This is a genomic window from Kribbella solani (assembly GCF_014205295.1).
Lineage (GTDB): Bacteria > Actinomycetota > Actinomycetes > Propionibacteriales > Kribbellaceae > Kribbella > Kribbella solani.
The window spans coordinates 3,329,909-3,345,096 of record NZ_JACHNF010000001.1; the positions used below are offsets into that span (position 1 = coordinate 3,329,909).

Here is a 15,188-nt window from a genome sequence, read left to right on the forward strand (position 1 = left end):
GTCAGTTCCCCTTTCCCAGTTGAGTACGCGGTGGCCGGGCCGGTGGTCCGGTCACCACGCCGACGGTGTCGATCCGGGTCGGATCGACAAACGGCTTGATGGTCGCGGTGGAGCCTAGGGCGCCTTCGTTCGGCGTCACCGAGGTGACGACGCCGATCGGGACACCCGGTACGTACGGCGCGTTGCCGGTGGAACCCCAGGTGACGATCCGGTCGCCGACCTTCGGCCGCGCCTTCGGGTCGACCAGCTTGTAGTCGAGGGTGCCGGCCACGTCCCCACGCCCGGAGACGAAGCCCAGCGCCATCGTCGCGTTCAGCCGGCCGCCCACGGTCGAGTTGCGGTCGCCGATCAGCAGCACGGTCGCGGTCCCCTGGGTGGTCCGCACCACCCGGCCGACCAGCCCGGTCCCGTTCAGCACCGTCATGTCCGGCCGCACGCCATCGGCCGTACCGGCGTCGATCGTGACCGTGTGGTTGAAGGTCTGCGCCCCGCCGACCCCGATCACCCGGGCCGGCGTCATCGTGAACGCCGGCGCCACCTTGAGCAGCCGGTCCAGCTCCTGCGCCCGGCTGCGGGCGTAGTCGGAGGTGTTCAGCTGCCTGGTCAGATCTTCGTTGGCACTTTTCAGTTTTTCATTCTCTGCCTTCAACCTATCCACTTCGGCGAATCGGTCGCGGAGGTTGTCCACAGGCTGCCGGGCCTCGCTCGCGGTCGACTCCAGCGGGCCGAACACACCGGCCGCGGCCGAGCGCAACGGCTCCACCGGCGAACCGGTCGAGCGGCGGGCGTCCAGCACGATCAGGGTGAAACAGGCAAGGATCACCAGCACCAGTACGGTCCGGCGACGGCGGATCTCCCGGGGCAGGCCGGCCGAGCGCAGCGGCGTACCCGCCGACCGGATCGCGCTCCGGGCCGGGGTACCGAGGTCTTTGAGCATCGGTGGAGCCTCAGCGCCGGTTGTCGGTGACCAGGATGCGGTTCAGGGTCTCGATGTTGTCGACGCACTTGCCGGCCCCGAGCACGACCGCGTCCAGCGGGTTCTCCGCGACGTGGATCGGGATCCCGGTCTCGTGCCGCAGCCGCTCGTCCATCCCCTTCAGCAGCGCGCCACCACCGGTCAGCACGATGCCCCGGTCGACGATGTCACCCGCGAGCTCCGGCGGGGTCTTGTCCAGCGTCGCCTTGACCGCGTCCACGATCGCCGTGATTGGCTCCTCGATCGCCTGCCGCATGTCCGCCGACGACACCTTCACCGTCCGCGGCAGCCCGGAGACCATGTCCCGGCCGCGGATCTCGCTGTCCGGCCCGTCGGTGGTCGGGAACGCCGACCCGATCGTCATCTTGATCTGCTCCGAGGTGGCCTCGCCGAGCAGCAGCGAGAACTCCTTCTTGCAGTAGTTCACGATCGCCTTGTCGATGGCGTCGCCGGCCACCCGGATCGACTGGCTGGTGACGATGCCGCCGAACGAGATCACCGCCACCTCGGTGGTTCCACCGCCGATGTCGACGACCATGTTGCCGGTGGCGTCCCGGACCTCGAGGTTCGAGCCGAGCGCGGCCGCCATCGGTTCCTCGATGATGTACACCTTGCGCGCGCCGGCCATGTACCCGGCGTCCCGGACCGCGCGCTGCTCGACCGCGGTGATTCCCGACGGTACGCAGACCACGATCCGCGGCTTGGCGAAGTACCGCCGCCGGTGCACGCGCTGGATGAAGTACCGCAGCATCTGCTCGGCGGCGTCGAAGTCGGCGATCACGCCGTCCTTCAGCGGCCGGATCGCGGTGATGTTCCCCGGCGTCCGGCCGATCATCTTCTTCGCCTCGTGCCCGAACGCCACTGCCTCGCGCGGCTCGTCCGTACGGGTCGCGACCACCGACGGCTCGTTCAGCACGACGCCCCGGCCACGGACGTACACCAGGGTGTTCGCCGTCCCGAGATCGACCGCCATGTCGCGGCCGAGCATGCTGTTCGCCACCGCGGCACCTCCCACTCGGTCCCCGACCAGGCTAAGCGCGACCCACCCTCAGCCCGTGGACCGACACGACCCGTCCGCCCAGCACGTATCGTATCCGCCTCTTCACCTGCAGTCCGCACTGCCCTGCGCGGATCCGCCGTGGATCAGGGGAGGTCGGGGAACCAGAGCTTGATCTCCCGGGAGGCCGATTCCTCGGAGTCGGAGCCGTGCACGAGGTTTTCGCGGTTGGAGAGGGAGAGGTCGCCGCGGATGGTGCCGGGGGCGGCCTTGCGGCCGTCGGTGGCGCCGTTCAGGGCGCGGATGACCTCGATCGCCTCGTCGCCCTCGAGCACCATCGCGACCAGCGGACCGCTGGTGACGAAGTCGCGCAGCGGCGGGTAGAAACCCTTGTCGACGTGCTCGGCGTAGTGCTGATCGGCCAGGTCGGCGTCGATCGTGCGCAGGTCCATGGCGACGATCCGGAGGCCCTTGGCCTCGAACCGGCCCAGCACCTCACCGACCAGGCCGCGGCGGACCGTGTCGGGCTTCAGCAGGACCAGAGTGCGCTGCGACATCTGTCAACTCTCTCTAGAAGTAGTCGGGGCGGATGAGCCTAGCTGCTCGTTGGCCTTCTTGGCCGCTTCGATCCGGCGGCCGAGGACGATCGCGGCCACCCAGAAGGCGGCGAAGGCGATACCGAGGACGAACATCACCGGTACGACGAAGCCGAGGCCGACCGCGCCGACCTGGACGATCGAGCCGAGCACGTACCCGGCCTGGAACCGCAGCAGGCCGGCCGAGATCAGCGCCAGCAGGAAGAGCCCGAGGCAGACCGGTACGGCGACCGCGGGGCGGATGTTCGCGACCGAGATCATCACCGGCGTGACCAGCGCGAGCACGATCGACTCGAACGCGAGCACGATCGAAGCAAGCGACCTCACCGCGACTCGCCCTTCAGCTCATTGTCCGGCAGCTCATCGTCCGGCAGCTCTCCGCCCACGCCGTCGCCCAGCACCTGTCCGGGCAGGTCGTCGGCAGCCAGGTGGTCAGCGGTCAGGTGGTCGCCGGGGAGCCGGTCGGCCGGTTCGTTCTTCGGCTTGCGGACGAGGAGGGCGCGGGCCTCGCCGGCGGTGATCACCGAGCCGGTGATCAGCACCCCGCCGGAGCCGAGCGCGACCGCGTTCTCCTCCGCCAGCCGGATCGCGTCGTCGATAGCGTCGATCAGCTGCGGCCGGACCAGCACCCGGTCCTCGCCGAACACCTCGGCGGCCAGTTCACCCAGCTCCTCGGCCGGCATCGAGCGCTCGACGAAACTGTTCCGCGTACACACCACGGTTTCCATGATCGGCTCGTACGCCTCCAGGACCCCGTACACGTCCTTGTCCTTCATGCAGCCGAGGACGCCGATCAGCGGCTGGAACTGGAAGACCTCCGAGACCGTGGCCGCGGTCGCCTCCGCGCCGTGCGGGTTGTGCGCGGCGTCGACGACGATGGTCGGGCTCTGCCGGACGACCTCCATCCGGCCCGGGCTGGTGACCTGCTCGAACCCGGTCTGCAGCAGCTCGGTGGTGACCCGGCCCTCAGTCTCCGGGCTGGCGCCGAACAGTGCCTCGACGGCGGCAACCGCGGTGGCCGCGTTGTGCGCCTGGTACTCACCGTGCAGCGGCACGAACAGCTCGTCGTACTCGCCGCCGAGGCCCTTGATCGAGATCAGCTGCCCGCCGACCGCGAGCGTACGACTGACCACGCCGAACTCGATGCCCTCGCGCGCGACCTGGGCGCCCACCTCGACGGACCGGCGCAGCAGTACCTCGAAGACGTCGACGCTCTGCTGGGACATCACCGCCGTACCACCGGGCTTGATGATGCCGGACTTCTCGCCCGCGATCGTGACCGGATCGGCGCCGAGCAGATGCGCGTGGTCGACCGCGACCGGGGTGATCACCGACACGGTCCCGTCGGCCACGTTGGTGGCGTCCCAGCTCCCGCCGAGGCCGACTTCGATCACCGCGACGTCCACCGGCGCGTCGGCGAACACCGCGAACGCCATCGCGGTGATCACCTCGAAGAACGTCAGCGGGTGGTCCTGCTCGGCGTCCACGACCTCCAGGTACGGCGCGAGCTCCTCGTACGCCTCGACGAACCGTTCTTCGCTGATCGGTTCGCCGTCGAGCGTGATCCGCTCCCGGACCGACTCCAGATGCGGGCTGGTGAACCGGCCGGTCCGCAGGCCGGCCGCGCGCAACAGGCTGTCGATCATCCGGGCGGTCGACGTCTTGCCGTTCGTGCCGGTCAGGTGGACCACCGGGTACGCCCGCTGCGGGTCGCCGAGCAGTTCCACCAGCCGCCGGACGCGTTCCAGGGACGGTTCGATCTTGTGCTCCGGCCAGCGCTGCTGAAGCCGTGCCGATACCTCGGCATAGGAGAGGTCGCTCATCAGGAGGCCCAGTCTAGGAGGGGCCTGTGGATAACCGGTCGGAGCACCCCTTGACAACCACTAACATTGTGCGCATGAGCCAGACGTCCCGTGTTCCAGACAAGCCCAGCCTCGACGGTCTCGAGGAGAAGTGGGCTGCCGTATGGAAGGAGCAGCAGACCTACGCCTTCGACCGCACCGCGGAGCGGGCCGACGTGTTCTCCATCGACACGCCGCCACCGACGGTCTCCGGTTCGCTGCACGTCGGGCACATCTTCAGCTACACCCACACCGACCTGGTCGCCCGCTTCCAGCGGATGCGCGGCAAGAAGGTCTTCTACCCGATCGGCTGGGACGACAACGGCCTGCCGACCGAGCGCCGGGTGCAGAACTACTACGGCGTCAAGTGCGACCCCTCACTGCCGTACGACCCGGACTTCACGCCCCCGGCGAAGCCGGACCCGAAGAAGCAGGTCCCGATCTCCCGGCAGAACTTCGTCGACCTGTGTGGTGAGCTGACGCACATCGACGAGCAGGCGTTCGAGGCAATGTGGCGCCAGGTCGGGCTGAGCGTCGACTGGTCGTACCTCTACACCACGATCTCCGAAGACTCGCGGCGTACGTCGCAGCGCGCCTTCCTGCGCAACTTCGCCCGCGGCGAGGCGTACCTGTCCGAGGCGCCGACGATGTGGGACGTCACTTTCCAGACCGCGGTCGCGCAGGCCGAGCTGGAACCGCGGCCGTACCCGGGCGCGTACCACCGGATCTCCTTCCACGGCGCCGACGGCCCGATCTACATCGAGACCACCCGGCCGGAGCTGATCCCGGCATGCGTCGCGCTGATCGCGCACCCGGACGACGACCGCTACAAACCCCTGCTCGGTACGACGGTGAAGTCGCCGCTCTTCGGTGTCGAGGTGCCGGTGCTCGCGCACCCGGCCGCCGAGATGGACAAGGGCGCCGGGATCGCGATGTGCTGCACCTTCGGTGACCAGACCGACATCCAGTGGTGGCGTGAGCTGCAGCTCCCGGTCCGGACCGTGATCGGCCGCGACGGCCGGCTGCTCCGCGACACCCCGGCCTGGCTCGAGGGTTCCGAGCTGTACGCCGAGCTGGCCGGCAAGACCGTGTTCAGCGCCCGCGAGCTGATCGTCGGCAAGCTGCGCGAGAGCGGCGACCTGGACGGCGAGCCGAAGAAGACCGACCGGATGGCGAACTTCTTCGAGAAGGGCGACAAGCCGCTCGAGATCGTCTCCACCCGGCAGTGGTACATCACCAACGGTGGTCGCGACGCCGCGCTCAAGCAGGAGTTCATCGAGCGCGGCAACGAGCTGGCCTGGGTCCCGGAGCACATGAAGCACCGCTACCTGAACTGGGTCGAGGGCCTGAACGGTGACTGGCTGATCTCCCGCCAGCGCTTCTTCGGCGTCCCGTTCCCGGTCTGGTACCCGATCGACGCCGACGGCGAGGTCGACTACGACCACCCGCTGATGCCGGCCGAGGCCGAGCTGCCGATCGACCCGACCTCGCAGGCCCCGCAGGGGTACGACGAGTCCCGGCGCGGCAAGCCGGGTGGGTTCGAGGCCGATCCCGACGTGATGGACACCTGGGCGACGTCCTCGCTGTCACCGCACATCGTCTGTGGCTGGGAGCGCGACGACGACCTGTTCCGGCGGACGTTCCCGATGGACCTGAACACCCACGCGCACGAAATCATCCGTACCTGGCTGTTCTCCCGCGTCGTCCGCGCGCACTTCGAGAACGGCACCCTGCCGTGGGCGCGGTCGATGATCTCCGGTTTCGTCGTCGACCCGGACCGGAAGAAGATGTCCAAGTCCAAGGGCAACGCGGTAGTGCCGTCGGAGATCCTCGACAAGTTCGGGTCCGACGCGGTCCGCTGGCGCGCGGCGATGGCCCGGCCGGGGCTGGACTCGCCGTTCGACGAGTCGCAGATGAAGGTCGGCCGGCGGCTCGCGATCAAGGTCCTGAACGCGTCGAAGTTCGTGCTCGGCTTCGGCGCGACCGAGGAGAACCCGGCGGCGGTCGTCGAGGCCGACCCGGCCGCGGTCACCGAAGCGGTCGACCTGGCGATGCTGCAGCGGCTGCGGACGGTCGTCACCGACGCCACCGCGGCCTTCGAGCGGTATGACTACACCGGCGCGCTGGAGATCGCGGAGCGGTTCTTCTGGACCTTCTGCGACGACTACGTCGAGCTCGTCAAGGAGCGGGCGTACGGCGGTCAGGGCGAGACCGGCGCGGCGTCGGCCAAGGCGGCGCTCGCGGTCGCGTTGTCGGTGCAGCTGCGGCTGCTCGCGCCGTACCTGCCGTTCGCGACCGAGGAGGTCTGGTCGTGGTGGCAGGAGGGTTCGATCCACCTGACGTCCTGGCCGATGGTCGAGGCGGACCTCGCGGTCGCCGAGCAGGAGCCCGCGGTGCTGGACGCCGTGTCGGAGGTCCTGGCCGGCATCCGCGGCGCGAAGTCCGAGGCCCAGGTGTCGATGAAGACCGAGGTCAGCAAGGTCGAGGTCTCCGGACCCGCCGCCCGGCTGACCCTGGCCGAACGCGCCGAGCCTGACCTGCGCGCCGCCGGCCGGATCACCGGCGAGATCATCTGGCACGCCGACGACTCCGACACGGTCAAGGTCGTCGCCACGCTCTGAGGTTCCTGGTTGTTGCCGGTGCCCGTCTCTCCCGCTGGGGAGGCGGGCACCGGTGCGTACCGGGGGTTCGACTACCCTGCGACACCAGCTTGCCCAGATGTGGAAGCATCGGGATCACCGATGAGCCGCACCCCGCGACCGTACGTCCGAGGAGCCACCCGATGACCGACCCCACCACCCCCACGGACCCCAAGCCCGAAACCACCGCTGAGACCACCGCTGACACCACGGAGATCCCGGCTGTCCCGGCGGAGACCCCGAAGGCGGAAACCACCAAGGTCGCGGATCCCAAGGTCGCGGGCGATCCCAAGGCGGCGGATCCCGAGGTGGCGGGCGATCCCAAGGCGGCGGATCCCGAGGTGGCGGGCGATCCCAAGGCGGCGGGGTCCGAGGTGGCGGGCGATGTCAAGGTGGACGGGAAGAAGAAGCGCCGGGGGTTGCGTGGGGCCTGGGTGACGGTCGGTGGGGCGGTGGTTCTGCTGCTGGCGCTGTCGGTGGTCGGGTACGTGTGGGGGCTCGGGCCACTCAGCACCTTGAACGCCAAACGCGGAATCAACCCACCGGCGAAGCTCGACGGCCTGGACCGGATCACCGACAAGGAGATCCGCGACCAGCTCCAGCTCGATCAGACCAAGGAAGCGCTCAGCCGGATCAACAACGGCAAACAAGCAACGGTCGAGGCGTACGGAACCATCGACGGCAACCGGATGTTCGTCATCATCGCCCTGCGCGGCAAGGTCGACATCGACAAGACCGTCGCGGATTCCGGCGCCACCCCGGACAAGATCAAGAAGGTCGGCAAGTCCACCTGCGTCGAGTCCACCGGCAACCTCCCGACCCAGTGCTATCGGGGCTCCAACACCCTCACCGTCATCGCCCAGTCCGCCAACGAAGGTGTAACCGTCGACCAGGTAGAACCCGTAGCCGAAGAAGCCTTCAAAGCCATGCGCTGACCCAAACCAACCCCACCCAAGAACCAGCTGAGGGCAGGCCTGGGTCAGGCGAGTAGGCCGGCTATGAGGGTCATGGTGGGGATGGAGAGGAGGGTGCTGAGGAGGACCGCGCTGCGGGCGAGGGTTTGGCTGGCTCGGTATTGGACTGCGTAGACGTAGACGTTCTGGGCCGTGGGGAGGGCCGCCAGGAGGGTGGGGGCCAGTAGGGCGGGGCCGTGGAGGTCCAGGAGCCAGCGGGCGGTGGCGTACGCGATCAGTGGTTGGGCGAGGGTTTTCAGGGTTACCGCGAGTACTACGTCTCGGCGGAGAGTGATCGAGTTCTTGGTGCCTGCGCTGAGGCTCAGGCCGTAGGCGATCAGGGCGACCGGGACAGCGGCGGCGGCGACCAGGTCGATGGGGCGCATCAGTAGGTCCGGCGGGTGGATGCCCAGGAGTGACACCAGTAGACCGAGTAGGGACGCGACGGTCAGCGGGTTGCGTAGTGGGCGGGTTATGACCGTACGAAGCGAGACGCGGCGGCCGCTGCCCTGGCGATCACCGTCCAGTACGGCGAACGCGATCGGTGCCATCACCAGCACCTGGAACAGCACGATCGGTGCCACCAAAGCGCCGTCGCCCAGTACGTACGCCGCGACTGGTACGCCCAGGTTGCCGGCGTTCACGTACGACGACGCGAGTACGCCGATCGTCGCCTCGGAGCGGGTGCGCCGCCAGATCAGGACAGCGACCAGCAGGAACAGCACCTGCACCGCGAACAGACTGACCAGGTTGGTGACCAGCACGACCGAGAAGATCGCCCGCAGGTCCGCCCGGGCGACCGTGGTGAACATCAGCGCCGGTGTCGCCACGTAGAACGCCAACCGGGACAGCACGAGCTCGTCCTGGGAGCGCAGTACGCCGAGGAGGCCGACGACGTACCCGAGCACGGCCACTGCGACTAGTGCGCCGAAAGCACCGACGACGGCGGACACCTCAGCTACTCAGCGGCTCGGACACGCTCCGATGGTACGGGTAAACGCTGTCCCAGGCGCCGGAGTGCTCATTCACCGGATGGTGACGTGCGGCACCTCAGCCCAACCGCGGGCGGCAGCTGTCAGTAGCCGTTGCCGCCGCCGGTGCTGCTCGGTGCGGACGACGGGCTGGACGACGGGTTGGATGACGGGCCTGACGAAGGCGCGGCGGCTGCGGTGGCGGTCGCGGCGTGCCAAGTGAAGGACATGCCGCCGAACGAGTCCTTGGCGTTGTTTCCCTTGCTCTGGCTTGGGCCGTTGTCCAGCTTGAAGGTGTACAGCGGCTTGCCCTGGTAGGTGAGTTGTTCCTGACCGGTGTCGGACCGTTTCATCAGCCCCAAACCGCTGACCGCCTTGGTCTCGGCGGAGGTACCGGTCGCCGGCACCCAGACACTGACGCAGTCGCCCGTGCACTTGATCATGCCGCCGGTCTCCTGCTGCGCGAAGTACAGCGTGTTCCCGGACGGATCGACCAGGGCTTGGCCGACGCCGCTCACATCATGCACGGAGACCATGCCACCGGCCGCCGGCGGCGAAGTAGTTCCATTGCTACTAGTTGCAGGGGAACTACTCCCGCACGCCGTCAGCGCGCCCAGCGCGGTTACCGTTGCTCCAAGCAACAAGACTGTGGTTTTCATCTGAGATCACCTCTCAGCCACAGATACGCACGATCACCCGAAAGGGTTCACCAGCTGTTGTTGGAGATCCCGGTACCGAGCATGACCTGGTCGTACGTGTTGCCGTCGTTGTCGTCGGTGTACGCCACCGCGACCTCGGCGTACGCGGAAACGGCGACTGTCATTTGCTCCTGCCGTCCCGTCGTCACCGAGCTGAGCTTCTGCGCGGACAGCCGACCGGTATCCGTACCGGCCGCACCGAAGCCACGCACCCACACGTCCGGATCGGCGCCCTGCACGGTCCAGCCGACGACTGTCTGTGCCTGATCGTCAATACCGACGGACGGCGCACTTCCGCCAGGGGCAACCTCCGTGTCCGCGTACCGCGCAGCACCCGTGGAAGTGAAGCTACGCGTCCAGACACCGGCAGTACCGGTGTGGTCCGACTCCCACGCAACAGCAAAGTCACCGTTGAAGTCAGCCGCCACCGCAGCGTGCTGTTGCTGACCAGCAGCCGTCGCGTTGGCCGACCGCCGGGACAGCGTGGCCGCGCCGTTGGTACGACCAAGCCGGACCAGTCCGACCTGGTAGAACCCGTTGCCGTCACTGTCGTCGTCCCACACCACAACCGCGTCACCGGAAGCAGACACCGCAACGTCCGGGTTGTGGTTCTGTCCAGTGGTCGCCGAAGCCGTGACTTCCCAGGCACGAGTCGTCGGACCGGTGTACCCAGCCGCTTTGACTGTCGGCTGCGCACCGGTCTGGATGTCCTCCCAGACCACAGTGAACGCGACCGCGGCACCGGACGGCGCACCGTCGGGGTCCACAGCAACCCGCGGGTTGATCTGCTGCCCGGTAGCGCTGCTGTTCGCATTGCCCGACGCAGTGACCGTGCCGGCCGTACTTACCACCCGATAGGGGATGTTGTAGTACCCGTTGCCGTCCGGATCGTCCTGCCAAACCACTACCGCGTTGCCCTTGTCATCCAGCCCGACGTCCGGAAGCAGATGCCTCCAGTTGGTGACACCGGTTCCACCACCGGCGGACAGCTTCGTCTCGTACACAGCAGCGCCGTTGTGGAACAGCCGTAGGTAGATCTCACTGTGTACGTTGTCCGTCGCGTTGTCGGTATCGCGGTCGTCCTCCCAGACCACAGCGACGTACCCGTTGCGGTTGGTGGCGATCGCCGGCGTGTCCTGGTCACCAGTGGACACGCTGTTCGCAGTGACCCACGTCGGCGTCGCGACATGCGCGTCGGCAGTGGTAGCAGTGAAGGCCAGCGCAGTGGCTGCCAGCGCGGTGATAGCCAAGGTCTTCTTCATCATCACACCGCCTGCAGCCCGGGGTGGCCCTCTTGGACGACGAACGACTTCACCGTCGCGGCAGCGGCACCGTGCTCGGATACCTTTGCCACGTTACGGAAATCGGCCCGCAGCTCGGTCGGACTCAGCGTCGCGCGTACGTAGCCGCGCCGGTTGTTGTAGAACTGCAGCCACGGGTTCGTACCGACATCAGGCACCGTAGTAGCGCCGTCGCCGTCACCACTGGACGTGACCGAGCTGGTCACCAGTTCGGTGCCGATCGTCGCTGAGTTGGCGTTGTTGTAGTCGGCCTTCAGATCGCTTGCCCAAGCACGGTGCACGTCACCGGTGAGTACGACCGGGTTCCGTACGCTCCTGTCCACCCAGCCCTGCTGGATGCGCGCCCGCGATGCGCGATACCCGTCCCAGGAGTCCATGCTCGCGCCGGTGGCGCTGAACCGCCGGGCGAAGAACACCTGCTGGCCGATGATGTCCCACGTACCCAGGTGCTGGCCCAGACCGTCCAGCAGCCAGCTCTCCTGCGCGTTGCCGGGCAGACTGCGGTTCGCCAGGTCGGCGTCCGAGCACTGCTTCCACCCGTCACCACAGGCCTGATCACTGCGGTACTGGCGCGTGTCGAGCATGTGGAACGTCGCCAGACTCCCCCAGCGCAACCGCCGGTACAGCTGGATGCTGTTGCCGCTGTTCACCTGCGCCGGACGCAGCGGCATGTTCTCGTAGTACGCCTGGTACGCCGCTGATCGCCTCGCGGTCCACTGCGCCGCGGTCAGCGCCGGTGTGTTGTTCTCGCGGATCGTCCCGGCGTAGTTGTTCTCCACCTCGTGGTCGTCCGGTACGACGATCCACGGTGCGACCGCATGCGCCGCCTGGAGATCCGGGGCGGTCTTGTACTGCGAGTACCTGCGACGGTAGTCCGCCAATGAAACGATCTCGTTGCCGAGGTGCAGTCGCGTACGGCCGGTGGTCGCACCGTACTCGTAGATGTAGTCCCCGAGATGCAGAATGACGCCCGGGTTCTCCTCGGCCATCCGGCGGTAGACGGTGAAGTACCCCTCCTCGTAGTGCGAACAGGAGGTGAACGCCATCAGCAGGTCACGACCGGCAGCGCCGACCGCCGGCGTAGTACGCGTCCGGCCGACCGGTGACAGGTGCCCTTGCGCACGGAAACGGTAGAAGTAGTCGGAGTCCGGACTGAGTCCCCCGGCGACGACATGTACGGAGTGCGAAGCGGCGTACTTCGCGGTGACCGTACCGGACGCGACCAGCGTGCTGAACGTGTCAGTGGTCGACACCTGCCAGTCCACGGCGACATCAGCATTCGCCATGCCACCTTGGCCATCTGCATTCAATGGAGTTGGAGCCAGGCGGGTCCAGAGCACGACGCTGTTCGCGTCTGGTTCACCAGATGCGATGCCTAGCTGGAACGGATACGGGACGGCGGCGGTTGCGGTGATCACCGAGGACTGGGCGGCAGCCGGTAGGGCGCCGGCCCCGGCCACGGCGAGTCCGCCGAGAACAAGGGTCCTGCGACTGATTGGGCTCATGAGCCTCACCTTCACGGGTACTCAGGGCGGCAGGCTCCCGATCAGTCGAACTCTTCGGGAACCTTGAGAGTGTGTTGGTGGTTCGTGCCCATGATTACGCAGTTTCGGTAACTTTCCTACAGGACGAGAATGAGCAAAACCGCGGCAGGAACGCCTTCGAGCAGGCTGTTCAGCCAGAGTCGCCGCTCCGTTACGAGTAGGACGATCGCCAGGAAAACGTGCTGAGCGGCAGTGAACGCGACCAGCGCTTCGCCTTGCGGAACATGGCCGGCGCGCGCCAGTACGACGCCGAGCGCCAGCGCGACGGCAGTGGTCAGGTTGTAGAAACCGAGGTTCACGATCCACAGCCGTACCGCGCCGAAGTCTCCGCGTTCGAGCAGGAACAGCGGATACAGCCGGGGATTGCGGTAGCAGAACGACTCCATCAGCCAGACACCCGCCAGCAGGACGGCGATCACCACCGCAAGCACCTGCGCGGCGCCGTTCACGGCATGACCCCACGTTCCGTGTTCATGCTCGCGACGCTAGCCACGCGCGTACGCGGCCGGAATCCCGTACCGCGAGGCTCCGTCACCCGCCCGGATTCCCCAGATTCGTGGGATGGGCGGCGGGCGGACGACGGCGCATACTGAGCGCATGTGGGAGGGCCGGGCGCTGGCCGCGCGCCGGGACATCGCGGCGCTGGCGACGTCGGGGCTGGGCGTCGCCGACCTGCACGCGGCCGCGATCGAGGTGGTCGAGCGAGTGGTCGGCAGCGAGCTGACCTGCTGGGCCGGGATCGACCCGGGCACGTTGGTGATCAGCTCGATGACCAGCGGCCGGTCGCGGATTCCGCCCGAGTACGAGCCACGGCTGGCCGAGACCGAGTACGCCGGGTCGGTGCCCAATTCGTTCGCCGAGCTGGCCCGGACCGCGTACCCGGTCGCGCGGCTCTCCGACCTGCCGCACCGCGAGGTGGTCGGGCACCGGCGGCTGAACGAGGTGTGGCGGCCGCTCGGCATCGAGCATGAGGTGCGGACCACTTTCAGCGTCGACGGAGACTGCTGGGGAGCGGCCGGATTCGTCCGTGGCGGTTCGGATTTCAGCGATCGGGAGGTGGAGTTCCTCGGGACGGTCGCGCCGGTGATCGGGGCCGCGACCCGGGTCGCGGTGCGGACGGACGCGCACGGGTACCGCGGCGGGGGTGGTCCGGCGATCGTCGTCACCGGACCGACGGGTGTACCGCGTGCCGTCACCGCGGCCGCCCGGATCTGGCAGGACGAGCTGAACGAGATCGCGCCCGGCCGGTTCGGCGTCCTGCTGCGCGCGGTCGTCACCGGCACCCGGGCGGCGCGGGCCGGGACGTTCCAGGCGCGGGTTCAGACCGCGACCGGCGGCTGGGCGGTCCTGCAGGGCAGCCGCCTAATCGGCGACGGCGAGGACGAAGTGGTCGTGACGATCGAGCCGGCGTCCGGCCGGCAGCTGGTCGGGATGCTGCTGGCCGCGTACGGGCTGACTGCCCGTGAACGCGAGATCTGCCTCGAAGTGATGACCGGCCACTCCACCGCCGCGATCGCGGACCGGCTGTCGATCTCGCCGCACACCGTCCAGGACCACCTGAAGGCAGCGTTCACCAAGGTTGGCGTCCGCAGCCGCGGCGAGCTGGTCGCAACCCTGCGACCGGACGACCCGACAGCCAAGCCGTAACCGCCAGGTCATCAGCGCTCAGCCCGCAACCGCCACACTACGGCCGGCGCCGGCCGTCACGTCATCGCTAGTTGCTTCCGATAGGTTCCCGGCGGTACGCCGAAGTCGCGTTTGAACGCCTTTGCGAAGGCGAACTCCGACGTGTACCCGATCTGCTTCGCGACCGTGGCCAGCGGCCGGTCGTGGTCGCGCAGCAGCCGCGCCGCCGTCGTCATCCGCCAGCGGGACAAGTACGTCAGCGGTGGTTCCCCGACCGCCTCCGTGAACCGGCGCGCGAACGCCGCCCGCGACAGCCCGACACCGGCTGCCAGCTCGGCGACCGTCCAGGCCGCGCCGGGCTGTTCGTGAATCAGCTCGAGCCCTTGGACGACGGCCGGATCGGTCAGCGCCCGCGCCCAGCCGCTCTCGGTCGGGCACTTGCTGTCTTCGAACCATGCCCGCAGGATCAGCACCAGCAACGCGTCGACCAGCGCCGGCACCACGGCCGCGGACCCCGGCCGCCGCGCGTCGAGCTCCTCACCCAAGATGCTGATTGCCGTATGCAACGACCTGTGCCGCCCCGGGTTCGCCGGCACGACAACCACGTCGGGCAACCTGCTCAACACCGGATGCGGCCGCTCACGGTCCAGCCGGTAGGTCCCGCACAGCAGCAGCGCGCGAGCACCCGGTCCGTCCAGCGGTTCCTCCACGGCCGGATCGAAGTCGACCAACGGTGAATCGGGGTGGTCGGCAAGCGCGTGGTCCAGGCCGCGCGGCAGCAGTACCGCGTCGCCCGGTCCGAGCGGGATCGGATCGCCGTCCGGCGGCAGCAACCACGCCGTACCCTGCAGGACCAGGTGGAAGGTGGCGCCGGACGAGCGCACGAACCGCAGCCCCCACGGCCCCCGGACGTCGGACCGCCCGGACGTCGCCGGGCCGGTCTTCATCGCGGTGACGACATCGGCCAGTACGTCCATGGGATTCATGATACGCGCGCCGATCAAGACGATCAGACATAAATGTGCGCTTGGTGGACATACGGCCGC

At 68.2% G+C, this 15,188-nt stretch carries 14 protein-coding genes; 3 read left to right on the forward strand and 11 right to left on the reverse strand.

Translation table 11 applies throughout. The features are described from left to right. Position 1 precedes the first annotated feature (1 nt). The 5 genes from mreC to HDA44_RS14955 form a co-directional block, all read right to left on the reverse strand. Positions 2 to 937, reverse strand: coding sequence for a rod shape-determining protein MreC (mreC, locus tag HDA44_RS14935; protein WP_184834803.1), 936 nt, complete (start codon positions 935 to 937; stop codon positions 2 to 4). A gap of 10 nt (positions 938 to 947) precedes the next feature. Beyond that, positions 948 to 1,976, reverse strand: a complete 1,029-nt coding sequence (mreB, locus tag HDA44_RS14940; RefSeq protein WP_272948512.1) for a rod shape-determining protein — start codon at positions 1,974 to 1,976, stop codon at positions 948 to 950. A gap of 143 nt (positions 1,977 to 2,119) precedes the next feature. Next, the gene (gene ndk / locus HDA44_RS14945; RefSeq protein WP_184834805.1) at positions 2,120 to 2,530 is read right to left on the reverse strand and encodes a nucleoside-diphosphate kinase; all 411 of its coding nucleotides are present in this window, start codon (positions 2,528 to 2,530) and stop codon (positions 2,120 to 2,122) included. Positions 2,531 to 2,533: 3 nt separating this feature from the next. Next, complete coding sequence (locus HDA44_RS14950) at positions 2,534 to 2,896, reverse strand: DUF4233 domain-containing protein (RefSeq protein WP_184834807.1); 363 nt, start codon at positions 2,894 to 2,896, stop codon at positions 2,534 to 2,536. Further along, complete coding sequence (locus HDA44_RS14955) at positions 2,893 to 4,392, reverse strand: bifunctional folylpolyglutamate synthase/dihydrofolate synthase (protein ID WP_184834809.1); 1,500 nt, start codon at positions 4,390 to 4,392, stop codon at positions 2,893 to 2,895. Before HDA44_RS14955 ends, HDA44_RS14950 begins: the two co-directional genes overlap by 4 nt. A 74-nt stretch (positions 4,393 to 4,466) precedes the next feature. Between HDA44_RS14955 and valS the strand changes: the two genes are divergently transcribed. Together valS and HDA44_RS14965 are read left to right on the forward strand one after the other, a co-directional pair. Next, positions 4,467 to 7,031, forward strand: coding sequence for a valine--tRNA ligase (gene valS / locus HDA44_RS14960; RefSeq protein WP_184834811.1), 2,565 nt, complete (start codon positions 4,467 to 4,469; stop codon positions 7,029 to 7,031). 161 nt (positions 7,032 to 7,192) lie between these two features. Next, positions 7,193 to 7,984 (forward strand): hypothetical protein, encoded by a 792-nt coding sequence (locus tag HDA44_RS14965; RefSeq protein ID WP_238352453.1) that lies wholly within the window; start codon positions 7,193 to 7,195, stop codon positions 7,982 to 7,984. A 44-nt stretch (positions 7,985 to 8,028) separates the two neighbouring features. On the opposite strand, the gene HDA44_RS38545 is transcribed toward HDA44_RS14965, so the two are convergent. The 5 genes from HDA44_RS38545 to HDA44_RS14990 form a co-directional block, all read right to left on the reverse strand. Further along, positions 8,029 to 8,955 carry an AEC family transporter gene (locus HDA44_RS38545; protein ID WP_184834812.1) on the reverse strand — a complete coding sequence of 309 codons (927 nt, stop codon included), beginning with the start codon at positions 8,953 to 8,955 and terminating at the stop codon, positions 8,029 to 8,031. A gap of 122 nt (positions 8,956 to 9,077) precedes the next feature. Next, positions 9,078 to 9,632: a COG4315 family predicted lipoprotein gene (locus HDA44_RS14975; RefSeq protein ID WP_184834814.1), complete on the reverse strand. Its 555-nt coding sequence runs from the start codon at positions 9,630 to 9,632 to the stop codon at positions 9,078 to 9,080. A 47-nt stretch (positions 9,633 to 9,679) separates the two neighbouring features. Further along, positions 9,680 to 10,933: a hypothetical protein gene (locus HDA44_RS14980; protein WP_184834816.1), complete on the reverse strand. Its 1,254-nt coding sequence runs from the start codon at positions 10,931 to 10,933 to the stop codon at positions 9,680 to 9,682. Between the two features lie 2 nt (positions 10,934 to 10,935). Further along, a complete protein-coding gene (locus HDA44_RS14985) occupies positions 10,936 to 12,477 on the reverse strand; it encodes an alkaline phosphatase D family protein (protein WP_184834818.1) in 1,542 nt (513 codons plus the stop codon). A gap of 116 nt (positions 12,478 to 12,593) precedes the next feature. Continuing rightward, entirely contained in the window at positions 12,594 to 12,965 is a 372-nt protein-coding gene (locus tag HDA44_RS14990; RefSeq protein WP_184834820.1) for a DUF1304 family protein, read from the reverse strand. A 148-nt stretch (positions 12,966 to 13,113) separates the two neighbouring features. Between HDA44_RS14990 and HDA44_RS14995 the strand changes: the two genes are divergently transcribed. Further along, on the forward strand, positions 13,114 to 14,163 hold the full coding sequence (locus HDA44_RS14995) for a helix-turn-helix transcriptional regulator (RefSeq protein WP_184834822.1): 1,050 nt from the start codon (positions 13,114 to 13,116) through the stop codon (positions 14,161 to 14,163). 56 nt (positions 14,164 to 14,219) lie between these two features. Here the strand turns inward: HDA44_RS14995 and HDA44_RS15000 are convergent, their stop codons facing one another. Then, on the reverse strand, positions 14,220 to 15,119 hold the full coding sequence (locus HDA44_RS15000) for an AraC family transcriptional regulator (RefSeq protein WP_184834824.1): 900 nt from the start codon (positions 15,117 to 15,119) through the stop codon (positions 14,220 to 14,222). Positions 15,120 to 15,188 lie beyond the last annotated feature (69 nt).